Here is a 20510-nt window from a genome sequence, read left to right on the forward strand (position 1 = left end):
GCGGTCCCCGATTTTTGACATCATTCCTCGAGCAGGGAAAGCCGTTCCACCAGATCTTCGAGTGGTGGGCGCTTGTTGATGTCGTGCACATCGATCCAACGGATGATTCCCTTCTTGTCGATCAGGAACAGCGCCCTCTCGGTCGTTCCATCCGAGCGCAAGACTCCATACTCGGAGGCCACCTTGCCATGGGGCCAGAAGTCGGAGAGCGCCTCGAAACGAAGCTCCCCCATCTGACTGGTCCAGGCATGCAGCGTCGGCACGTTGTCGGTGGTGATGCCGAGCATCACGGTGTCCTCCTGCTCAAGCAGGTCGTAGGCGAGGCTGTAGCCCGGCCACTGCGCCGAACAAACCGGTGTAAAGGCAGCGGGTACGAACGAAATTACCACGTTCTTCTTCCCTCGATAAGAAGAGAGGCGGACCGGCGAACCAGACAGGGATGGCAGCGTGAAGTCCGGCGCCAATTGCCCCACCGATACCGCAAGTCGCGAATCAATCGGCTCAAGTTTTCCCGGATCGTAGACCATCGACGATGGCACCGGGGTATCGTGGTTCGCGCATGAGGCAAACAACAGCCCTGCGGCAAAAAGGAGAGGATGCTTTCTCATGGCCGTATCATGGTAGGATCGCGTTGAGAATCTCATCGGTGCGCCCCATGACGTGTTGAGTCCGGTAGAACTCCTTCCACGTCCCGCCCTCCCGCCGCAGCGCAATCAGCAGCGGCGGGCGGAACGATCCATAGCGTTTCGAGATCGCCAAATCACGGTCCGAAATAACAGGAAACGGCACCTTGAAACGCTTGCGATACGTCTCGGCCTCCAAAGGGGAATTGCCCCAACCAACCGCATAGAACTGGACTTTGGAACCCATGCCCCGGCTATTCACCGCACGCTGGAGTTCGTTGACATGGGAAGCTTCAGTCTGACAAGTGTGACAGTACATGTCGAAAAAGTCGACCACGGCGATAGGCGCATTCGTTTGAAGGAAGGACCCAGCCGGAGCAAGACCAGCCGCAGACGAGTCGCCGGAGGTCGAGCAACCAGTCACCGACCAACCCAGCACCACGGCCATCAGGAGAAAGATACGGCTCATCGCAAAAAGATGTTCTTAATTGTAGGGAATGCAAGAAGGCTCCCCGGAAGAGCTCCCGGAGAGCGGCTCGTCGTCTTAGTATTTCCAACTTAGCCCAAGATCGACCGTATCTTCGGAAAGCGTCGAACTCAAAGTGGTCGGTTGACCGAAGGGATCGGTTCCGCTTTCGGTGATGCTGTTGCTGAAGGCGTGTACCCACGCCACATTGAAAGTCAGACAATCATTGATCTGCCAGCCCACACCAAGACTCAGGTGATGCTCGACCACCGCAGGGAATCCAATGACCCGGAAGCTTTCATAGTAGTAGCGGGGAATGTTTTTACCCTGCACGTTCACCACGTCCATGCCCGGACCGAAGGCACCATTCCATCCGCTATGATTCTTGACCGGATTGGTCCCATAGTTGTAGCCGGCGCGCAGCCAGAGCTTGCGGGGGATCAGCGAGTATTGGACGCCAAGCGCGATCACCCACTCATCATCCCAATCAAAATCCTTGTATCCCGCCGCATCGGACCAGTTCAGCCAGCGGCCATCCAGCTCGATCAGCAAGCGATCGTCAAAACCGGTCCACGCCACACCGACCGCCACTTGGTGCGGCATCTCAAGCTCGAGTGAGTCAGGTGTGGGGTTGGCATCAAAGAACGCGACATTGTCGAAGGTCGTCGACTGGGGTGAAATGTAAGTCAGCCCAAACGACCAATCCTTGACCGGCTTCCAGACCACCCCGAGTTGCACACCAAAGCCGAAGTCGTTCTTCCGGCCCTGCCCGAGGTCAAGCGTGGCGTAGTCGACGTGAAAGGAAGCACCCAAGGAAAGCTCGGGAGAAACCGCGTAGGCGATCGACGGTGCCATCTTCATGATCGCCAGATCCGTGTATTCACCGCTCGCCAAAGGTGCCGTGCCCCCCGGTCCGAAGTTGAAGAAGCCCGGTTGATTCAGCGAGGTCTGACGGTAGTTCACCCCGAGACCACTGACACCGTAGATCGAGAAACCGGCCCGCCAGCGCGTCGCTCCATCGCCGATGGGAAACGACAGACCCAGCGCGGGAATCGGGTAGATCGAATCATGGCTTTCCCCGCCATAAACTCCCCGACTGTTGCTGATATAACCTTCCGGTTTGGGCATGAAGAAGGTCAACGCGAAGTCCGCCTGAGGTTCGGCACACACCGGACTGAGGCACATCGCCGCTGGGTTGGAGAACACCGCACTGATCGCATCCTGCGGAGCGGCAACGCCGGTCCCGCCAAGGGCACGTGAAATGGGACCAATACCGATCAGGTAATCGCCATTGGTTGCCCATGCTGGGTTGGTGAGGCCGAGACCGATCGCGGTTACGGCCATGAGTCTCTTATTCGTTTTCATGGCTCTGGTTGCTTGGTTGAAATAAAGAATGCGTGGGGCGGCCCGAAGGTCGCGACACGCATGCTGTAGGATTGGGGCACATTGGAGTGCCGGCATGGCCGGCGGTTTGGGATGGTCACGCCCACGGCGTCCACCCGTTTTCTATCAGGTAAAGATAATCTGGGATCCGGCGGAAAGTTCGTAGAACTCTCCAACCGTGAGGACACGATCCATCTGCGGGCAGAAGTCCGCTTCTGTTAGATGAAACATGTCCACGGTCGCCTTGCAGGCGAAGATCTTACCACCGGCATCCGAGATCATTTCGATAAACTCGCCGACCGGAGGGATGTCGAGCTTGTCCATTTCCTTGCTCATCATGTAGGTGGCGAATGCCGACATGCCGGGAAGGGATCCCATCCAGGTGGGAAGCGGGAAACCCTTGGCGTCGGGGACGCGCATCGCCGGATTCCCAACGGTCGCGACCTTGAGGCCGTTCATGTACTTCGTCAGGATTCCGTAGAGTCCGAAGAAGGTGAAAAACAGATTGGCCTCGATGCCCTCCATGCGGGCGCCATTGGCCATGATCAGCCCCGGATAAATACCCTCGAGGGATCCCCGCGAGACGATGATCGAGACTTTCTTGATGGGTTCATCAGACATGACATTGAGTGGTTGGAGTTGAATTGGTGGCTGATACCGGGAGTGCTCCCGTCACACGCAGCTGGCGGGCTTCGGGTAGCCTGCGATCTTGGCCGCCTTCTTGATCGGACCGTTGGGGAACAGCGCGTAAAGCTCTTTGGTCGGAATACCGCCAACCTTGTTCATGCGGCGCATGCCGGGGACGACTCCCTTTTCTCCAAAGTCCTTGTCAATGAAGTCGAGGACCTTCCAATGGGCTTCAGTCAGGGTGATGCCTTCCTTTTCGGCGAGCCCCACAGCGACCTCACGGCTCCACTGCGAGTGATTCGTCATGTAGCCTTCTTCATTGAGCGAGACAACATCTCCGTTGATACTGGTAATTGACATGGCTTTGATTGGTTTGGTGTTGGTGAAATCATTCGGAAGCGACGGGAACTTTCTCCTCCTTCGGGATATTCTTTCCGGCCATGGACATCTTGTGCCCGACCATCGGAATCGGCAGCCCCTGGAGCAGGACGTTCCAGTAGATCCACTTGAAGGCCATCTTGCCCATGTGGTTGAGCCGTGACTCATCGAGCAACGACATCGGACCGATTCCAGGCACCGGAAACTTTCCGGTCACAGGTTCCTGTTCGTAATTGAAATCGAGCAGGTAGCCCTTGCCCTTGCCGGACTCGATGAAGCAGTTGGCGTGACCATCGAAGTGAGTCTCCAGTGGCTTACCGTCGATGAAGGCGAGGAGGTTTTCGGTGAGTACCTCGGCTTCAAAGTGAGCAACAGACCCGGCCTTCGATGTCGGTGCATCCGTGGCATCGCCGATCACGAAAATATTCTTGTGAGCCTTGGACTGCAGCGTGTGTTTGTCGGTCGGCACGTAGTTGAACTCATCGCCCAGACCCGAGCGCTCGATCATCGGATCCCCCATATTGGTCGGCACCGTGACCAAGAGGTCGTAGGGCACTTCCTTTTCATCCCACGAGACGATCTTGTGATCTTCATTGTCGACCCTGGCGATACTGAAATCGGTGACCACATTGATCTTCTTGTCTTCGAGCAGGTGACCCAGGATTTTCGAGGCCACGGGCTTGGTGAAGGCGCCGGAGAGTGGAGTCACGAAAGTGATCGCGGTCTTATCCCGCAGTCCGTGCTCGGAAAGCCAGGCATCGGCGAGGAAGGCAAACTCGAGCGGAGCCACCGGGCACTTGATCGGCATCTCACAAATATGGACGACGAGTCGGCCACCCTTGAACTCCTGCAAGGCACCGCGCAAAGCACGCGAGCCTTCAAAAGTATAGAATTCATGCACCTTGTCGCGCCAGTCGGAGCCCGTCATGCCCTCCGTTTCCTCCGGAGCAGGAGCAGTGCCGGTGGCCACCACCAGGACGTCATAGGAAATGGAATCACCGGTCGCCAGTTGAACTCGGTTGGCACCGGCATCGATGCGTTCCACCGGTACCTGAAGATAGGTCACGCCGCGACCGATGAACTTCCGCTTGGGACGGACGATATCTTCTTCCGAATAGATGCCAAAGGGCATGAAGAGGAAGCCGGGCTGGTAATAGTGCTCGGCATCCTTGTCGAGCAAGGTGATCTGCCACTTGGTCAGATCTAGTTTCCGACGCATGTGGTTGGCCATGATCGTGCCAGCCGTGCCGGCACCGAGAATCAAAAAGTTCTTTTTCATGAGGTCTGAGTAGGTTCAAGATAGTTGGCGCGGAGAAATTCGATCAGGGCCCCCACCCGGGGGTCGGAGACCCGGTAGTGGATCTGCTTCTTGTCCCGCCGCTTCTCCACAATGCCGGCGAGCCGCAAGACCCGAAGCTGCTGGGAGATGTTGGAAAGCTGACTATCACCCACCACGTCCGCGATGTCCTGAACACAGGCCTCGCCATGCATGAGAGTGCAGACGATCCGGAAGCGTGCCTTGTTCGACAACAAGTGGCACAACTCGACGACGTGCTGACAGACACTTTGGTTCTGCTCGAACTCGTCCTTGATCGCTTGAAGTTCCTCCTTAGTCATTTCAATACCTAATAAAGTGAACAATTGATGAAGCGTCTTCTCATTCCCTCCGTGAAGATGCGCATATTTTGCTTTATTGGTTTCAAACCTCTCCGAGTAACGGAGCGTTAGCCGTCGAGGATTTTGTAATCCCCGACTCAATGCGATCTCCACCTCCCCCACCTGACCGGAGGTCAACGGAAGCCGTTCATAGCTCCGCGGATCACCTTGTTTCGCGATTTTTTCTCACCTGAAATTCTGTGGGACCTGGCGACGCGATCGTCATCTGCTGGCCATCCACGCCAAAACCGACGCACTGCTATCTTCTACCCACGCCTGGAGTTTCGATTTTTAATCACATGCCCCTTCCTTGCTATTTTCCCCTCGTTTTTTCTCGCAGCTGGACATGTTCCAAAGTTTGGCGAATCATGTCCGATGCTTGATTGGGAGATCTCTAACAAGACTATTCCAACGGGATCAGAGGATCCCAATCTTCCCTGTCTGCATCAACCTACAACCTGCTCCAACCCAAACCTGGAGAACCTAAGATGATCACGGAAGGATTCGAATTGATGCTGGTCGGAATGAGTGTGGTCTTCGCCTTCCTCATTCTCCTCGTTGGATTCATGCATCTGAGTGGCCGATTCTTCGCCCGTTTCTCCAAGCTCTTTCCCGATCCGGAACCAAGCAAACCCGGTCTTGGAGTGAAACCCGTCCACTCGTCAGAAAAACAGGCGGTCGCGCTCGCCGCAGCCTATCGCGCCCGACGCGGCTCGTAGCGTTCATGAGCAACCCTCAACCCCATCAATCCCATGGCCAAGAAAATCGAAGTAATGATCACCGCGTTTCGCGATGGATTCCAGAGCGCCTACGGAGCCCGCGTCTTCACCAAGGACTTCATGCCCGCGGTTGAGGCTGCCCGCGATGCCGGGATCCGACATTTCGAAGCCGGCGGCGGCGCCCGCTACCAGTCGCTCTACTTTTACTCAAACGAGGACGCATTCGACATGATGGACACCTTCCGCGAGAAGGCCGGTCCCGATGCCAACCTCCAGACCCTCGCCCGTGGCATCAACGTCGTCGCCCTCGACTCCCAGCCGCGCGACGTCATCGACCTCCACGCCAAGCTTTTCAAGAAGCACGGCATGACGACGATCCGCAACTTTGATGCGCTCAACGACGTCAACAATCTGGTCGACTCCGGTCGATCCATCACCAAGCACGGCCTCAATCACGAGGTCTGCGTGACGATGATGGCGCTGCCGCCAGGTTGCACCGGCGCCCATGATGCCGAATTTTATGCCAAGACCCTCGACGACATCCTCGCCGCCGAGATTCCCTTCACCTCGGTCTGTTTCAAGGATGCCAGCGGAACCGCCTATCCTTCGATGATCTACGAGACCGTCAAGGCCGCTCGCAAACGACTCCCGGAAGGCACGCGCCTCGTTTTTCACACTCACGATACCGCAGGCACCGGCGTGATCTGCTACCAGGCCGCGATCGATGCCGGCATCGACCAGATCGACCTCTCCCTGGCTCCCTGCTCCGGCGGCACCTGCCAGCCCGATGTTGCTTCGATGTGGCATGCCCTGCGCGGCTCCGACTACGAACTCGACCTCGATATTGAAAGGGTGATGGTCGCCGAGGAAGTCTTCAAGGACTGCATGGCCGACTACTTCATGCCGCCCGAAGCGAAAGCGGTCGAACCGCTCATCCCATGGAGCCCGATGCCCGGTGGAGCGCTGACCGCCAACACCCAGATGATGCGGGATCACGGCATCATGGACCGCTATCCCGAAGTGATCGCAGCGATGGGCGAAGTCGTGCGTCTTGGCGGATTCGGCACTTCGGTGACCCCCGTCAGCCAGTTCTATTTCCAACAGGCCTTCAACAACGTGATGTTCGGCAAGTGGGAGAAATTTGCCGATGGCTACGGAAAGATGGTGCTCGGCTATTTCGGCAAGACACCGGTGCCACCGCATCCTGAAATCGTCCGCAGAGCCGCCGAGAAGATGGGCATGGAGCCCACCACCGAAAGCCCGCTTGAAATGGATGAACGCAATCCTGCCAAGGGACTGGCTCCGGCCGAAGCCAAGCTCAGGGAAGAGAAGCTTCCGATCACCGAGGAAAACATTTTCATCGTCGCCGCTTGTGGCGCGAAGGGCATCTCGTTCCTCAAAGGTGAGATGAAGACCAATGTCCGCAAGATCAGCAAGGAACACGTCGCGGCAAGCGAAGGAAATGTTCCCGACAAACTCACGGTGACCGTGGGTGGTGAGAAATTCGCCGTCGAGTTCCACGGCGACCAGGCGACGGTCAACGGTCGCGCCTACGATGTCTCGATCAGTGAGGGCCAGGATCACGCAGCGGCGGCATCAGGTTCCAGCACCCCACTTGAGGCGCCGATGCCGGGGATCGTTTTGGAAATCAGGAAACGCCAGGGCGATGTCGCCCAAGAAGGAGAAACCGTCATCATGCTTGAAGCCATGAAGATGGAGATGGCGGTCGCATCACCCATCACCGGAACGATTTCGGAAATCAAAGTCAGCAAGGGTGATCATGTCGTTGCTGGACAAACTCTCGCCACCTTGGACTGATGAATAGCTCACGCAAATTCTGGATGACCACGCTGGCAGTTGCCATGCTTGGCATGGTTCTGATGCCAGTTGCCGCGATGGCCGCTGAAGGGACCGAGGCTTCAAAATTGGAGAGCCTTTGGACGAGCACCGGCATCCACGGCTTCGTCCATGGCGGCGGCAAGAATCTTGTGATGATCGTCGTCGGCTTGCTGCTGATCTATCTCGGCATCGCGAAAAAATTCGAACCGCTCCTGCTGATCCCGATCGGTTTTGGTGGAATCCTGGCCAACATTCCCTACGCCAGTATCGCCGATTCGGAGGCCATGGGCTTCCTCGGGCTAATCTACGATGTCGGCATCACCTCCGGCGTCTTCCCCTTGCTCATCTTCATGGGCGTCGGGGCGATGACCGACTTCGGACCGCTACTCGCCAATCCCAAGACCGCCCTGCTGGGTGCCGCAGCCCAACTCGGCATTTTCAGCACGCTCATAGGGGCACTGGCTCTTTCCGGAGCCTTCGAGAGCATCAATTTCTCCCTACAGGATGCCAGTGCCATCGGCATCATCGGAGGTGCCGATGGCCCCACCGCCATCTTCCTTGCGGGCCAGATCGCACCCGATTTGCTGGGTGCCATCGCCGTCGCCGCCTATTCCTACATGGCGCTCGTTCCGATCATCCAGCCGCCGATCATCCGCCTGCTGACCACCAAGGAAGAACGAGGAATCGAAATGAGACAGCTCCGGCACGTTCGGCAGATGGAAAAGATCGTCTTTCCGCTCTCGGTGCTCGTTCTCTGCATCCTACTCCTACCCATGGCCACGCCCCTGATCGGCATGCTCATGCTCGGCAATCTGTTTCGTGAATGCGGCGTCGTGGAAAGGCTTTCGAAAACGGCCGCCAACGAGTTGATCAATATCGTCACCATCTTACTGGGACTGGGAGTCGGCTCGAAGTTGGCTGCCGATAAGTTCCTCAAGCCCGAAACTCTCGGCATCATCGCGCTCGGTCTCATTGCCTTCTCCATCGGCACCGCCTCCGGCGTTCTACTGGCCAAATTGATGAACCTCGTTTGCAGGGACAAAATCAATCCACTGATCGGATCCGCTGGTGTCTCTGCCGTACCCATGGCAGCCCGCGTTTCGAACAAGCTCGGATTGGAATCCAACCCGCAGAACTACCTGCTGATGCATGCCATGGGTCCCAATGTTGCCGGAGTCATCGGTTCCGCCGTCGCCGCAGGCATCCTCCTCGCGCTGGTCGGAGGCGGTTGAAGAATTCAAGCGTTTGTGCCATTCGGGACCAGCTCCGCTCAATGGCGGACAGGATCCCTCCTTCCCGTGCGGATCAGCCGGATGAAGAAACGCATCCCTCGACTTTTTCTTGGACATCCGCTCCTTTTATTCTTTATTCGGAATATAGTTACTTATGAGCACCTCCACAGCCCCTTCCGTTCCACCCCAGTCTGCCTTTGAGAAAAGCCGTGACGGTGAGAATGTCATCCTCGACGTCCGTACCGGCGTTGAATTTTCCGAGAAACGTCTCACCAACTCAAAACATCTCCCACTCGATCAACTCAAGGATTCCTTGAGCCAACTCGATCCGTCGAAGCACCACTACTTGCTTTGCTTGAGCGGCAAAAGGGCGGCGAAAGCGGCCGACATCCTTGCCATTAATGGATTCGAGAACTTCTCGATTGTCGATGGTGGCATCGATGCTTGGGAACGCTCTGGCCTTCCCGTCGAGCGCACGGAACGCAGAGTTCTTCCCTTGATGAACCAAGTTCAGCTGATCATCGGCGTGCTCGCTCTCACTGGATCTTTGCTGGCGATCTTCATTAATCCAATCTTCGCCATCCTCCCCGCGTTCCTCGGAGCCGGCCTCATTCTTGCCGGCTCAACGGGTTGGTGTGGCCTCGCGCTACTACTCGCCAAAATGCCATGGAACCGTGGGACTGTCCGCTGTCAGACCAGTTGCAGCACCTAAGTTCTTGAGTCGGGAATCTGGAAAGAGTCAGAAGATCGATACGCCTCCTGATCATCGGCGGGGTCGCCGGAGATGACTCGGTGGCTGCCAGAGTACGCCATCTCCGAATTGGCACCCGTCACCATCAACGCCGCGACTCCAATCCACAGGAAATGTCCATCCAACGCTGAACGAACTGGATTCGATCAAGCTTCCCTCGGCTTGAACTTCGAGGTTTCACGCAGCTTCTCCCACAACGCGCGCTCCTCTGAGCTCAGGCTTTCAGGCACAGCTAACGTGATCACCACGTAGAGGTCACCCGGTGCCGATTTTTTCGGCAGGCCATAGCCGCGAAGCCGAAGCTGATCATCCGAGCCCGTTCCAGCGGGAATTTTCACCTGCACCGACTTTCCGCCGGGCAAACGGACCGAAATCGTCGCGCCGAGCACCGCTTCCCATGGGGCAAGCATGAGGTCGCAATAGAGGTCGTGCCCCTTCACCCGGAAATCGGGATCCGCCGCGATCCGGATCCGCAGATAAAGGTCACCGGACTCACCTCCTCCTGAGCCATCGCCGCCGTGGCCCGCGACCCGCAATTTCTGACCCGCACCGATGCCCGCTGGAATCCTTACCTGGATTTCCCGCAAATGACTCTCGCCGGTCCGCGGATCAGCCTGCCGCAGCGAGATCGTCCGCATCGAGCCTTCCATTGCCTCCGTCAGCGTCACCATGATGTCCCCTTCGATATCCCGACCCTTTCGTGGGCCATAACCTCCGGGACGCCCACCGTAGGCACCCGCTCCCGCTCGCTGGCCACGTGCCCCGAAGTAGCGTTCGAAGAAATCACTGAAGCCCGTGCCCTCGAACTCGAACTCCTCTGCTCCCCCTCCCCAACTCGAAGCACCTCCATAGGCGCCTCCACCCTGCTGGTTCCAGCCCGGGCCCATCTCATCGTAGCGCTTGCGTTTCGTCGCATCACCAAGCACCTCATAAGCTTCGTTGATCTCCTTGAACTTCGCCTCCGAAGCCGTCTTGTCCTTGGCGACATCCGGATGATGGGTCCGCGCCAATTTGCGGAAAGCCTTCTTGATTTCCGCCTCCGTCGCCTCCCGGTCAACACCGAGCACCTTGTAGTAATCCTTATATTCCACTGAGCTTCTGAGAACTTGCTGGCCCTAACCAGACACATCCAAGCGCCCTTGTCGAGTGGCTCGAAGCAAACACCCGAAAGCCTCGAACCCTACCAGCCCAGCGCAGCGAAATACTGGCGATAAAACACCCAGCACAAGAATACCATCCCCAGCGTCGCGAAGACGGCCCAACCCACTCGCCATGGACCGTCCCGCGCCTGCCGGAACAGCGCAACGAAGACCAACAGCACCGCCACCCCGTGCAAGGCCACACCCCAAGTCATCAATGCCACACCCACCTGATCGGCAGGCCCCATCGCCTTGGCAATCGACCACCTCATCCCCGACTCGGTCTCGAGCTTCCGGCGAATCACGCCTCCCGCCTGAAAGTCCAGCCACTCGACCCGCGCAACCGCAATCGAGCAGAAGACGGCAAGCAGGCCCGCAAACCAGCGAAGCATGCTTCTTTCTAACGATCATTCATGATATGTCGACTCCCACCTGACATCATCAGATGAAATTCCTAACATCCCATCCGAGTATCTTAACCATGATCCGGTTCCTGCTCATCCTCTTCTTCGCCATCCCCGTCTTTGCAAAAGATGGCACAAGAGTGGTCGAAGCAGCTCGAAAACAGATCGGAGTAACCACCATCTACGACCCCGCCTACGTCAGTTTGAAATACCCCGGCGGCGATTTGCCGGAGGAACGCGGCGTCTGCACCGATGTCGTCATTCGAGCACTGCGCGATGCCCTCGGAAAGGACCTCCAAAAGCTCATCCACGAAGACATGCGGTCGAACTTTGCGAATTATCCAAAGATCTGGGGTCTCAGTCGTACCGACCGAAGCATCGATCACCGTCGCGTCCCAAACATGAAGACCTACTTCAAACGACAGGGATTTTCAAAGCCAGTTACCAAGAAGGCGTCCGACTATCTCCCCGGGGATCTGGTCACCTGCACCGTGCCACCGAATCTCCCCCACATCATGATCGTCAGCGACAAGAAGGCGCCGGACGGCACCCCGCTGGTCATCCACAACATCGGTCGTGGCACACGCGAGGAGAACCTGCTGTTCACCTACCCAATGACCGGGCATTATCGGTGGAAGCCTTAGAATGTTCATCGGTACCCACGCACTGCTTCCCGTCTGCCTCGCGCTCACCAGCGATGACCTTCGACTCGCAGCTCGCCGCGAGGAGAGCTTTCCCGAATGGTCGATTCCGCTGATTGCCGTCTTCGGTGCATTGCCGGACATTTGCACACCACATCTTTCGCTTGATGCACGCTACAGCAGTTGGTCGCACACGCTGGCTTTCCTCGCCGGACTCATCCCCGTCTGCTTCTGGGTCGCCAGGTATTTCCCGAAAGACCGACGCCTGCTCATTGCCTGCGCCTGCTGGTTCGCCTCAGCCCTTCATCTCGCCGCCGATGCCATCGCCGGTGGCATCCCCTGGCTGATGCCCTGGGTGATGCCGGAAGTGACTCCCAATCACCGCACCGGCATCCTCGGCGACTTCTACATCCATCCCAACTACTGGATCTTTAGTGATGCCTTCTTTGTCGTACTGACCTGGATCCTGCTCGGTATTCGCGCTCAGTTGCGGAGGCTCATCTGAGACAACAAAAAGGCCGACCTCCTCGCGGAGATCGGCCTTGGGAATTGATATACGTGCCGATCAAGCAAGCGCCTCAAGCTTCTGCTTGAGCATGTCCTTGGTGACATTCGCACCAACGATCTGATCCTTCACCTCACCACCCTTGAAGAAGAGCAGAAGCGGGATGCTTTTCACGCCGTACTTCACCGCGAGGTCACGGGCTTCGTCGACGTTCACCTTGCCGACCTTGGCGGTGCCTTCGACCTCGCCAGAAAGCTGGTCAAGAACCGGGCCGATCATTTTGCAGGGACCACACCATTCCGCCCAGAAGTCCACCAGGACCGGGATCTCGGAGTCGATCACTTCGCTTTGAAAATTGCTGTCGTTGAGTGTCAGAGCCATGGCCCGACGATGCCGAGCCGCCACAGATTGTCAAGGCACCCGCCCGGCAATTCACCCCGGCTCGAGATTCATCGCTGGACCGCCCGCCCGGAACGCCTTCTGGCAAGTAGAGCGCCAAAAAAACCGCCCGACCCTCGCGGGTGGGCGGTTTGAGAAATTTGAGATGCCGAGGATTATTCTTCGCTGGCGTCTTCCTCAGCGTCAGCTTCGTCGTCAGCTGCTGGGGCGGAGACGGAAGAAGCCGATTCTGCAGGCATACCGGTTTCCAAACCACTGGTCTGGAAACCAAGGAAGGCCACGAGGATCGCCAAAAGGAGCGTTATGATAGGGAATGCCATGATCTTGTTTCTAATGATTACGAGTTAGAAAAGCTGCGACCATTCGCCCTTGGCTGAATTGTCATCGGCATTGATCCAGATGCTGGCTGTGGAGACTTGGAAATAGAGCACGGCAGCGGCTCCGAGGAATCCGAGCACTGAGAGCGCCATCACCACAGGATTGGTGCCGGTTTCCTCTTCTTCGTCAGCTTGTTGCATGGTGGCAGCCTGCGTGGCGATACCACCACCGGTGCCCATCGGCTTGGTCGGAGGCTGCAGCTGGACGGTGGCTTTCGGCAACGCAACTGAAGGCGCACCACCCGGAGTAGGAGCACCTGCAGTCTTGAGCGCGACCGTCGGTGCGCCGGGAGTTGAGGCCGGACCCGTGTTGAGCTTGATCGTCGGCGCAGGAGCCGGAGCACCTGGAGCCGTTGGGGCACCCGCAGTCCGCAGCGGAATCGTTGGTGCCGGCGCTGGCGGAGCACCACCTGGCGTCGGCGGCTTCGTGGCAACGTTTGGCGGCTTGGGAGCCGCAGCCGTCGGTTTCGGCGCAGCAGGCGCTGGCGGAGCACCGGCCGGTGAGGCTGATGGCGCGTCTGCGGCCTTGAGAGTCACGCGGACCGTTTCTTTCTTCAGTGGAACACTGGAGGTCTGTTTCGAGGGCTTATTGTCGTTATCGCTCATGCGGGGTCCTGTTGGAAGGTTTCTGTAAACAGGAAAAAACACCTACGGCTTGCTCATGTCAAACCCCCATCGTGCGGCACATCCGGTCAATTTTTCCTCCGGCGAGGCTTCGAGTTGCGAAATCAGGACCCCAAGCCATCATTATTTCGAAGAAATGATCGATCTTCCTCGGTAGTTTCTCCACTCAAGCCCGTCTCACACACCCCACAATGATTGCTCGCCGCCAGTTCCTCAGCACCGCCAGTCTCGCCTTTCTTGGCCTCCAGCGCTATGCTTCCGCCTCCCCTGCATCCCGCGCGATCGCCCCGCTGGGCCCACTCAAGGCCGATCCTGCCGGGATTCTCGATCTTCCCGAAGGCTTCTCCTACAAGGTGATTTCGAAAGTCGGAGACAAGATGACTGACGGATTCAAGGTCCCCGGCAAGCACGACGGCATGGCTGCCTTTCCCCAGCCCGACGGAAAAGTCGTGCTCGTTCGCAATCATGAGCTCTCGCTCGCGATGACCGACATCGGGCCCTTCGAGAATAATTTCGAGTATCCTGCCAGCCTCGACCCGGAACTTTGTCACGACCCCGGCGAAGGCGGCGTTGAGCCATTCCTCGGCGGCACCACGAATCTTGTCTTCGATCCGGCGACCGGTGAAAAAGTCAGCGAGTTTCTCTCCCTCATTGGCACCGATCGCAACTGCGCGGGCGGCCCGATGCCCTGGGGAACGTGGATCACCTGCGAAGAACCGGAAAATCTCACGATCGGGCGCAATCGTAACCATGGGTGGTGTTTCGAAGTAAAAGCCACCGCCACGCCCGGCCTGCAAAAAGCCGTGCCGCTCAAGGCACTTGGCCGCTACCGCCACGAAGCGGTGGCCCTCGATCCGGACACCGGCATCCTCTACCTCACCGAGGATCGCACCGACGGACTCCTCTACCGCTTCATTCCCGATAAGAAGAACGACTTCACCAGCGGCAAGCTCCAGGCACTGGTGGTCGTCGACCGCCCCAAGGCCGACCTTCGCAACTACAACCCGCGGTCGAAGTGGCCTGCCGAAGCCGAGGAAATCAAAGTCACCTGGATGGACCTCGAAGACACCGATGCCCCCAACGACGACCTCCGCATCCGGGGGCATGAAGCAGGTGCCGCCCGCTTCGCCCGAGGTGAAGGCATCCACCAGACACCGGAAGGGATCTTCATCTGCTGCACCGACGGCGGACCATCACGGCGCGGGCAACTATTCCAGCTCCAGCCATCCGGCTCCGCCGACAAACCCGATACCCTCTCCCTCTTCCTCCAGTCCGAGAAAGACGACCTGCTCACCAACGGTGACAATCTTTGCCCGGCACCATGGGGCGGAGTGGTGGTCTGCGAAGACCTGATCGATAGTTCCTTCGCGGCTCATTCCCACATCCAGTGCGTCACGCCGGAAGGCAAGATCCACACCCTTGCCCGCAATGCCAAAGACAAGTCGGAGTTCGCTGGTTGTTGTTTTTCGCCGGACGGCAAGTGGCTCTTCGTCAACCTCCAGTCGCATGGGCTGACCCTCGCCGTCACCGGCCCTTGGCAGGCCTAGGATCCGATTACCCGTGAGTTTGGAGTTTAACCTTTCGCACGAAAGGTTTCCACTCCTCCCATGCCCTCGCGCGTCACTGATCTCCACATCGCCCGCAACATCCCCCTGCCGGCACCTGCATTGCTGCAGGCAGAAATTCCGCGCAGCGACGCCCAGGCGGAATTCGTCGCCCGCTCGCGGGAGACCATCGCATCGATTCTCTTTGGCTCGGACTCCCGACTACTGGTTATCGTCGGCCCCTGCTCGATTCATGATACCGAAGCCGGCCTCGAGTACGCCCGACGTCTCGCCGCCCTTTCTGAACGGCTCAAGGACAAGCTCTACATCGTCATGCGCGTCTATTTCGAAAAACCGCGAACGACCGTTGGCTGGAAGGGCCTGATCATGGATCCCAATCTCGACGGCTCCGACAACATCCCGGAAGGCCTGCGTGGCGCCCGCACTTTCCTGCGTGAGGTCATCGATCTCGGGCTCCCGACCGCCACCGAACTCCTCGATCCAATCACCCCGCAATTCATCGCCGACCTTGTCTCATGGTCGGCCATCGGTGCACGTACCACCGAAAGCCAGACTCACCGCCAGATGGCTTCCGGCCTGTCGATGCCGCTGGGCTTCAAGAACACCACCTCCGGCGATCTGGCCGCCGCCATCAACGCCGTCAAGGCCGCCTCCCGACCCCAGACCTTTCTCGGCGTCTCCGACCAAGGCGTCGCCTCAGCGGTCACCACCACCGGCAACCCCCACTGCCACATCATCCTCCGCGGCGGCGAGGATGGACCCAACTACGATGAAGATAGTATTAGCAAGGCATGCACCGTGCTGGAATCGGCGAAACTTGATCCGGTCATCGTCGTCGATGCCTCGCACGCCAACTGTGACAAGGACGACAAGAAAATGGCCGACGTCTTTCGTCAGATCATCCACCAGCGGGCATCGGGGAACAAAGCGATCATCGGCACGATGCTCGAAAGCAACCTCGTTGCCGGCAACCAGTCCTTCCCCCAACCGCTCGACCAATTGGTCCGAGGTCAGTCGATCACCGACAAATGCATCGACTGGGAAACGACCGACAAACTCCTGCACGAAGCCGCGGACTCGCTCTGAATAGGGAGACGGACTTTGGAAGTCCGTTGCGCCGCACCGCAGCCACCTCCATCAAACCCGGGCGTCGGGGTAGAACCAAGGACTCGCAAAGTCCTTCTCCCCATCAGTTCGCCAGCTGCACGATCTCGTTGAGGATCAGTTCATCACCCGGAAGAGGCTGAACCTCGCCGAAGGCGGTGATCGGATTGGCGATCGCCCCCTCGATCGTCACCTCGCTGACTCTCAACTTCCCAAGGATACCCCCATTGCGACGAATCGCCAAAACCACCCCGGGCTGGACGTTGTCAGGGCTTTCAATACTGAGAATCGCAAAGCTGCCCAACTGCGCATCCTCTTGCCAGAGCTTAACGGTCGCTATCCGCATCGCCTCATTGATCACCCGCACCCGGCGCGCCTCCTTGGCTTGGCTTTCGGCATGGCGCCCGGTCAAAAACTCCGCTTCCTTTTCGGCGCGATTCACCTCGTCCTTGATCTCTTCGTTTTCGCGCTCGAGCTGGGCAAGGCGCTCCGCAAACACCGCCGCATCCTCGCGCGTGACCACATCCGTTGCCGACGGCTCCGCCGCTGCCTCAAGCAGAGCTCGACGCTCACGCTCCAGCTTTAGACGCTCGGTCTCCTGCTCCATCTCGATCAGCTGGCGGCGTAGATCGCGCATCTCGTCTTCGGGGGTATTCCCCACCTCCTGATTCATCGTCTTATACGAAACCCCAACCGCCACCAAAAGCAGCGCAATGGTGGCTCCAAGCATGATTTTCAGCGTGTCCATGCGGCGCAGCGTGGGGCCGAACCGCCCCCATGTCAACGCGTCCGCACGTCTGGAAATTCATCCATCTTTGCCACGATTCGTCAGCCCAAACCCAGCATGAACCCAGCCATTTTCCGGAGCTTGTCGGCCTTCCCACGCCAGGGAACCTGAGGCCTCAGCACCTCCCAATTTCTCTCGGCGGCAATCTCCGTCAACCGCTCGGAGGGGTTGACCGTCGTGCCGGCCTCGCAGGCATCCATCATCGGTAAATCCGCCGAACTGTCGGTATAGCCGTGGCTCGATGCCCAGATACCACTCTCTGGCTGACCCAGGTATTCGCTCAATCGCCTGACCTTCTCGCCGCTCTTGTGGTTCCTGAGATCGGGGAACAGTGGCATCTTCTCCCCCACTTCGACCGGAGTGCCGAAGGCCAAGTCAAAGCCCAGCACCCGACCGACCTCCGCGATGTAAAATTCGGGACTCGCCGAAGCCAGCACCGTCAGATGTCCCGCCTCCCGATGTTTTTCCAATCGCTCGATCAACTCCGGATAGCATTTCCCGGGCACCCACTCCGCCACAAATGCCTTCACCCAACGCTCCAACTGCGTCGGTTCTGTCTTCCAAAGATAGCTCAGGAACACCCGCTTCATCCCCTCGTCACCCAGAATCCCGAAAAAAGGTAGGAACCCCAGAAACAGAGGGAAATACAAACGCCGCACCGCTTCCTGTTTCAACACGAAGTCGGCGAAAAGAATCTGCGTGTCCCACGGAATCATCGTCCCGTCGAAATCAAATAGCGCTAAGCCCCGCTCAAGCTTCTCCCGATGTTCGCTGGTCACCCCCAAGCCGTCTCAAAGCAAACCCAATTATGCAAGCCGCGCCCGACCCCACTCATCAGTAAAACAAACTTCGCCGCTTTGCCTTGTCCAAACTGCTTGTCTGGCCATGCTCCCGACCATCCGATGCCTTCGCAGCCACTGGCTTTCCTGATCTTCGTTCTTGCTCTCGTCTCCCGATGCCATGCGGTTGTCAGTGAGGTGCAGGCCACGTTCTTCATTCAGGAAAGTTCGATCACCGCGCTCGAGTTATCAAGACCACTCGCCATGGATCCTGATGCCAGCAAAACCCGGACCTACTCCGGGCAGTTCACCGGCACCCTCGGCTTGGATCTCGACTCCCTGATCCCGAAAAACTTCACCTTCACCGGCGGAAACATCGAGGGCAGCGGCTACACCCTCGATTTCAGTGCCTTTGTCCGCTACGGCGATGGCAGTGAGATCAATAGCTACTTTTTCCGGACGACCGGGATTGGAGACGCCCCCAGCCCGACAAAGTTCACCCCAACCACGCTGACCCCACCCGGAATCGTCGGCGACGATGGATTTCTAACAATCTTCCAGCAGCGACTCTTCGGCGAATCTGGAATCCTGGTCACGGGTCGTAGCGTCAGAGGCGTCTTGCAAAATCGCACGATCACCAACTACGAAGCCACCGCCACCAGCTTCCCATTTCCGGGTCCAGCAAAACTCACTCTTGAATCGATCTCACGCACCCGGACAAGCCAGCGACTACGCGCGATTCTTGAAATCGAGGTGGATGATTTGGAAGTGATCGACCTGCCTGGCGCGAATACTTCATTACTCGACACCCAGATGGTATTCTCGGAACGCGGCACCATCACGGCACGCACCTCCATGATCACCGTCCCCACCGCCTACGGCCGCTGGGCCAGCAAATACAAACTCGGAGACCCGGATCCCGAAACGCTCAACTCCTTCGGCATCGCCTACGGCATGCTCTTCGCCCTGGATCTACCCGTCACCACCGGTGCTCTTCCCGTCAGCATCGTGAAAACTTCAACCGGCCCCTTGGCCAAAATCTCGCTACCGGAAACTGGCCTCGGACTCCCGATGAGTGTCCAATATAAACGCAAGCTCTCCGATCCCACTTGGCTCACTCTCCCCAAGAGCTACTATCGTGATGGTCCCACCTCCCTCGACCCGGGAGCCACGGGCGAACCAAGAGTTGGCTTCCCAAACCGGGCCACCGGATTCATCCGCTTCGTCGTGGACATCCCAGCCGATTGATCCAAGCGATCAACACAAACTGCCCCTCCTTCGAAGTGGCACGACACTCGGTCAATCATTCCGACCGACCTCGATGGTTTTTCTTGTAGATGCCCTCTTCCGACGCATGCTTTGCCCCCATGAAAATCCTCGAAAAGAGCTCCCTTGTATGGGCTCCAGCGGCGCTTCTTCTCACTCCGCTGGCAGAAGCGGAAGTCATGGAGCAAACCGCTCTCATGATCATTCAGCAAAACATGACGACTGAGATGGAAATGAATTTCTTTCCCTCCAATACATTGCCAGCTGAAACCACTCGCACCTACACCGGCAATTTTTCCTGCTCCTTCGAATTCGATACGGAAACGCTGCAAATCGAAGGCTTCAAATTCAACGGCGGCACCATCCTCATCTCAGCCTATGGCCTGCAGTGCAGCGATTTCATCACCTATCCGCAGCCAACCAATACCCAGTTCACGATCGTCACCAAGGCTCCCTACCTGAACGTCGCGAATGGAGTGATCCAGCTCAGTCCTGAAACCCGGGAGAACAGTGAGGGCGAAGTCGAGTTTGGTGACGTCGATTCAGAGGGCCAACTCACCAACAGCAATTACAAATATTTCGCAAGCCAGGGCATCTACACGACCTCCTTCGTGATTCGTGGAGCTGCGCAAGACACCCTTTTGATCAACTATAACCAGGGGGTGAACCTCCTCTATAAAGGCACCTCCACCGTCGATATCCGTGAAGTCTCCAGCACGATCTATGAAAAGAGCGTGCGTGCCTATCTGACGATCGAATTGGACGAAGATGTCGTGACCACCCTGCAGGGCAGAGTCGCGGCGAATAACATCGACATCATCGAAACCGAGAAAGGCACCATTGTCGCCAACACCGGCCAATTCAAGGTCCCCACCGCCTACGGCAACTGGGCGACTGAGAACGACCTCAACAAACCGGACCCCGACGATGTCAACGAAGCGGGAATCGCCTATGGAATCCTCTTCGCTCTCGATCTTCCAGCCGACGCCACTTCACTCCCCATCAGCACTGAAAACACGGACGCCGGGCCGGTCACGAAAATCGTACTTCCGGAAGGTGGGCTCTTGAGCCCGATGGCGATCGAATACACCACCGAATTGGATAACGAAGATTGGCCGTTGCTTCCAACCACTTACTATCTCGATGGCCCCGACTCGCTGAATCTGGGCGCGACCGGTGAGCCTTCATTCGGCTTCCCAGACGGCGAAAGATGCTTCGTTCGATTCGTCACCGATTTGGACTGAGT

At 57.9% G+C, this 20510-nt stretch carries 24 protein-coding genes; 10 read left to right on the forward strand and 14 right to left on the reverse strand.

Annotated features, from left to right (window positions below; genetic code table 11):
* Window positions 1-20: 20 nt before the first annotated feature.
* The 7 genes from WBG04_RS19555 to WBG04_RS19585 form a co-directional block, all read right to left on the reverse strand.
* Complete coding sequence (locus WBG04_RS19555) at window positions 21-608, reverse strand: redoxin domain-containing protein (protein ID WP_424316401.1); 588 nt, start codon at window positions 606-608, stop codon at window positions 21-23.
* Between the two features lie 7 nt (window positions 609-615).
* A complete protein-coding gene (locus tag WBG04_RS19560; RefSeq protein ID WP_424316402.1) occupies window positions 616-1092 on the reverse strand; it encodes a peroxiredoxin family protein in 477 nt (158 codons plus the stop codon).
* 75 nt (window positions 1093-1167) lie between these two features.
* Window positions 1168-2454 (reverse strand): OmpP1/FadL family transporter, encoded by a 1287-nt coding sequence (locus WBG04_RS19565; RefSeq protein WP_424316403.1) that lies wholly within the window; start codon window positions 2452-2454, stop codon window positions 1168-1170.
* Window positions 2455-2598: 144 nt separating this feature from the next.
* Window positions 2599-3093: a DsrE/DsrF/DrsH-like family protein gene (locus WBG04_RS19570; protein ID WP_424316404.1), complete on the reverse strand. Its 495-nt coding sequence runs from the start codon at window positions 3091-3093 to the stop codon at window positions 2599-2601.
* 51 nt (window positions 3094-3144) lie between these two features.
* Window positions 3145-3459 (reverse strand): TusE/DsrC/DsvC family sulfur relay protein, encoded by a 315-nt coding sequence (locus tag WBG04_RS19575; protein ID WP_424316405.1) that lies wholly within the window; start codon window positions 3457-3459, stop codon window positions 3145-3147.
* Window positions 3460-3487: 28 nt separating this feature from the next.
* The gene (gene sqr / locus WBG04_RS19580; RefSeq protein WP_424316406.1) at window positions 3488-4756 is read right to left on the reverse strand and encodes a type III sulfide quinone reductase, selenoprotein subtype; all 1269 of its coding nucleotides are present in this window, start codon (window positions 4754-4756) and stop codon (window positions 3488-3490) included.
* Window positions 4753-5094, reverse strand: coding sequence for an ArsR/SmtB family transcription factor (locus tag WBG04_RS19585; RefSeq protein ID WP_424316407.1), 342 nt, complete (start codon window positions 5092-5094; stop codon window positions 4753-4755). The genes sqr and WBG04_RS19585 overlap by 4 nt, the downstream gene beginning before the upstream one ends.
* 527 nt (window positions 5095-5621) lie before the next feature.
* Between WBG04_RS19585 and WBG04_RS19590 the strand changes: the two genes are divergently transcribed.
* The 4 genes from WBG04_RS19590 to WBG04_RS19605 all read left to right on the forward strand — a co-directional run bounded on the left by WBG04_RS19590 (window position 5622) and on the right by WBG04_RS19605 (window position 9635).
* Window positions 5622-5852 carry an OadG family protein gene (locus WBG04_RS19590; protein ID WP_424316408.1) on the forward strand — a complete coding sequence of 77 codons (231 nt, stop codon included), beginning with the start codon at window positions 5622-5624 and terminating at the stop codon, window positions 5850-5852.
* Window positions 5853-5885: 33 nt separating this feature from the next.
* Window positions 5886-7670, forward strand: a complete 1785-nt coding sequence (locus WBG04_RS19595; RefSeq protein ID WP_424316409.1) for a biotin/lipoyl-containing protein — start codon at window positions 5886-5888, stop codon at window positions 7668-7670.
* Window positions 7671-7747: 77 nt separating this feature from the next.
* Window positions 7748-8923: a sodium ion-translocating decarboxylase subunit beta gene (locus tag WBG04_RS19600; protein ID WP_424316470.1), complete on the forward strand. Its 1176-nt coding sequence runs from the start codon at window positions 7748-7750 to the stop codon at window positions 8921-8923.
* A gap of 154 nt (window positions 8924-9077) precedes the next feature.
* On the forward strand, window positions 9078-9635 hold the full coding sequence (locus WBG04_RS19605) for a rhodanese-like domain-containing protein (protein WP_424316410.1): 558 nt from the start codon (window positions 9078-9080) through the stop codon (window positions 9633-9635).
* Window positions 9636-9820: 185 nt separating this feature from the next.
* On the opposite strand, the gene WBG04_RS19610 is transcribed toward WBG04_RS19605, so the two are convergent.
* Window positions 9821-10765 carry a DnaJ C-terminal domain-containing protein gene (locus WBG04_RS19610; protein ID WP_424316411.1) on the reverse strand — a complete coding sequence of 315 codons (945 nt, stop codon included), beginning with the start codon at window positions 10763-10765 and terminating at the stop codon, window positions 9821-9823.
* A gap of 89 nt (window positions 10766-10854) precedes the next feature.
* Window positions 10855-11205, reverse strand: coding sequence for a hypothetical protein (locus WBG04_RS19615; protein ID WP_424316412.1), 351 nt, complete (start codon window positions 11203-11205; stop codon window positions 10855-10857).
* A gap of 89 nt (window positions 11206-11294) precedes the next feature.
* Between WBG04_RS19615 and WBG04_RS19620 the strand changes: the two genes are divergently transcribed.
* Both WBG04_RS19620 and WBG04_RS19625 read left to right on the forward strand, forming a co-directional pair.
* Window positions 11295-11861 carry a DUF1287 domain-containing protein gene (locus tag WBG04_RS19620; protein ID WP_424316413.1) on the forward strand — a complete coding sequence of 189 codons (567 nt, stop codon included), beginning with the start codon at window positions 11295-11297 and terminating at the stop codon, window positions 11859-11861.
* A gap of 1 nt (window position 11862) precedes the next feature.
* The gene (locus WBG04_RS19625) at window positions 11863-12363 is read left to right on the forward strand and encodes a metal-dependent hydrolase (protein ID WP_424316414.1); all 501 of its coding nucleotides are present in this window, start codon (window positions 11863-11865) and stop codon (window positions 12361-12363) included.
* 60 nt (window positions 12364-12423) lie between these two features.
* On the opposite strand, the gene trxA is transcribed toward WBG04_RS19625, so the two are convergent.
* The 3 genes from trxA to WBG04_RS19640 form a co-directional block, all read right to left on the reverse strand.
* Complete coding sequence (gene trxA / locus WBG04_RS19630; RefSeq protein WP_424316415.1) at window positions 12424-12744, reverse strand: thioredoxin; 321 nt, start codon at window positions 12742-12744, stop codon at window positions 12424-12426.
* Window positions 12745-12917: 173 nt separating this feature from the next.
* Window positions 12918-13082: a hypothetical protein gene (locus WBG04_RS19635; RefSeq protein WP_424316416.1), complete on the reverse strand. Its 165-nt coding sequence runs from the start codon at window positions 13080-13082 to the stop codon at window positions 12918-12920.
* A gap of 24 nt (window positions 13083-13106) precedes the next feature.
* On the reverse strand, window positions 13107-13745 hold the full coding sequence (locus WBG04_RS19640; protein ID WP_424316417.1) for a hypothetical protein: 639 nt from the start codon (window positions 13743-13745) through the stop codon (window positions 13107-13109).
* A 209-nt stretch (window positions 13746-13954) separates the two neighbouring features.
* Between WBG04_RS19640 and WBG04_RS19645 the strand changes: the two genes are divergently transcribed.
* Together WBG04_RS19645 and WBG04_RS19650 are read left to right on the forward strand one after the other, a co-directional pair.
* Window positions 13955-15310, forward strand: coding sequence for an alkaline phosphatase PhoX (locus WBG04_RS19645; RefSeq protein ID WP_424316418.1), 1356 nt, complete (start codon window positions 13955-13957; stop codon window positions 15308-15310).
* Window positions 15311-15370: 60 nt separating this feature from the next.
* Window positions 15371-16414, forward strand: a complete 1044-nt coding sequence (locus WBG04_RS19650) for a 3-deoxy-7-phosphoheptulonate synthase (RefSeq protein WP_424316419.1) — start codon at window positions 15371-15373, stop codon at window positions 16412-16414.
* A gap of 103 nt (window positions 16415-16517) precedes the next feature.
* Here the strand turns inward: WBG04_RS19650 and WBG04_RS19655 are convergent, their stop codons facing one another.
* On the reverse strand, window positions 16518-17180 hold the full coding sequence (locus WBG04_RS19655; protein WP_424316420.1) for a hypothetical protein: 663 nt from the start codon (window positions 17178-17180) through the stop codon (window positions 16518-16520).
* Between the two features lie 80 nt (window positions 17181-17260).
* The gene (locus tag WBG04_RS19660; RefSeq protein WP_424316421.1) at window positions 17261-17998 is read right to left on the reverse strand and encodes an HAD family hydrolase; all 738 of its coding nucleotides are present in this window, start codon (window positions 17996-17998) and stop codon (window positions 17261-17263) included.
* Window positions 17999-18121: 123 nt separating this feature from the next.
* Between WBG04_RS19660 and WBG04_RS19665 the strand changes: the two genes are divergently transcribed.
* Together WBG04_RS19665 and WBG04_RS19670 are read left to right on the forward strand one after the other, a co-directional pair.
* On the forward strand, window positions 18122-19246 hold the full coding sequence (locus WBG04_RS19665; protein WP_424316422.1) for a hypothetical protein: 1125 nt from the start codon (window positions 18122-18124) through the stop codon (window positions 19244-19246).
* Window positions 19247-19365: 119 nt separating this feature from the next.
* Window positions 19366-20508 carry a hypothetical protein gene (locus WBG04_RS19670; RefSeq protein ID WP_424316423.1) on the forward strand — a complete coding sequence of 381 codons (1143 nt, stop codon included), beginning with the start codon at window positions 19366-19368 and terminating at the stop codon, window positions 20506-20508.
* Window positions 20509-20510: the final 2 nt, after the last annotated feature.

The sequence above is a fragment of the Haloferula sp. genome (genome assembly GCF_049672945.1).
GTDB lineage: Bacteria > Verrucomicrobiota > Verrucomicrobiia > Verrucomicrobiales > Akkermansiaceae > Haloferula.

What these genes read in the sequence shown, in the direction of transcription:
- WBG04_RS19555 (WP_424316401.1), bottom strand. Translation starts at nt 608, where the DNA reads ATGAGAAAGCATCCTCTCCTTTTTGCCGCAGGGCTGTTGTTTGCCTCA.
- WBG04_RS19560 (WP_424316402.1), bottom strand. Translation starts at nt 1,092, where the DNA reads ATGAGCCGTATCTTTCTCCTGATGGCCGTGGTGCTGGGTTGGTCGGTG.
- WBG04_RS19565 (WP_424316403.1), bottom strand. Translation starts at nt 2,454, where the DNA reads ATGAAAACGAATAAGAGACTCATGGCCGTAACCGCGATCGGTCTCGGC.
- WBG04_RS19570 (WP_424316404.1), bottom strand. Translation starts at nt 3,093, where the DNA reads ATGTCTGATGAACCCATCAAGAAAGTCTCGATCATCGTCTCGCGGGGA.
- WBG04_RS19575 (WP_424316405.1), bottom strand. Translation starts at nt 3,459, where the DNA reads ATGTCAATTACCAGTATCAACGGAGATGTTGTCTCGCTCAATGAAGAA.
- sqr (WP_424316406.1), bottom strand. Translation starts at nt 4,756, where the DNA reads ATGAAAAAGAACTTTTTGATTCTCGGTGCCGGCACGGCTGGCACGATC.
- WBG04_RS19585 (WP_424316407.1), bottom strand. Translation starts at nt 5,094, where the DNA reads ATGACTAAGGAGGAACTTCAAGCGATCAAGGACGAGTTCGAGCAGAAC.
- WBG04_RS19590 (WP_424316408.1), top strand. Translation starts at nt 5,622, where the DNA reads ATGATCACGGAAGGATTCGAATTGATGCTGGTCGGAATGAGTGTGGTC.
- WBG04_RS19595 (WP_424316409.1), top strand. Translation starts at nt 5,886, where the DNA reads ATGGCCAAGAAAATCGAAGTAATGATCACCGCGTTTCGCGATGGATTC.
- WBG04_RS19600 (WP_424316470.1), top strand. Translation starts at nt 7,748, where the DNA reads ATGGCCGCTGAAGGGACCGAGGCTTCAAAATTGGAGAGCCTTTGGACG.
- WBG04_RS19605 (WP_424316410.1), top strand. Translation starts at nt 9,078, where the DNA reads ATGAGCACCTCCACAGCCCCTTCCGTTCCACCCCAGTCTGCCTTTGAG.
- WBG04_RS19615 (WP_424316412.1), bottom strand. Translation starts at nt 11,205, where the DNA reads ATGCTTCGCTGGTTTGCGGGCCTGCTTGCCGTCTTCTGCTCGATTGCG.
- WBG04_RS19620 (WP_424316413.1), top strand. Translation starts at nt 11,295, where the DNA reads ATGATCCGGTTCCTGCTCATCCTCTTCTTCGCCATCCCCGTCTTTGCA.
- WBG04_RS19625 (WP_424316414.1), top strand. Translation starts at nt 11,863, where the DNA reads ATGTTCATCGGTACCCACGCACTGCTTCCCGTCTGCCTCGCGCTCACC.
- trxA (WP_424316415.1), bottom strand. Translation starts at nt 12,744, where the DNA reads ATGGCTCTGACACTCAACGACAGCAATTTTCAAAGCGAAGTGATCGAC.
- WBG04_RS19635 (WP_424316416.1), bottom strand. Translation starts at nt 13,082, where the DNA reads ATGGCATTCCCTATCATAACGCTCCTTTTGGCGATCCTCGTGGCCTTC.
- WBG04_RS19640 (WP_424316417.1), bottom strand. Translation starts at nt 13,745, where the DNA reads ATGAGCGATAACGACAATAAGCCCTCGAAACAGACCTCCAGTGTTCCA.
- WBG04_RS19645 (WP_424316418.1), top strand. Translation starts at nt 13,955, where the DNA reads ATGATTGCTCGCCGCCAGTTCCTCAGCACCGCCAGTCTCGCCTTTCTT.
- WBG04_RS19650 (WP_424316419.1), top strand. Translation starts at nt 15,371, where the DNA reads ATGCCCTCGCGCGTCACTGATCTCCACATCGCCCGCAACATCCCCCTG.
- WBG04_RS19655 (WP_424316420.1), bottom strand. Translation starts at nt 17,180, where the DNA reads ATGGACACGCTGAAAATCATGCTTGGAGCCACCATTGCGCTGCTTTTG.
- WBG04_RS19665 (WP_424316422.1), top strand. Translation starts at nt 18,122, where the DNA reads ATGCCTTCGCAGCCACTGGCTTTCCTGATCTTCGTTCTTGCTCTCGTC.
- WBG04_RS19670 (WP_424316423.1), top strand. Translation starts at nt 19,366, where the DNA reads ATGAAAATCCTCGAAAAGAGCTCCCTTGTATGGGCTCCAGCGGCGCTT.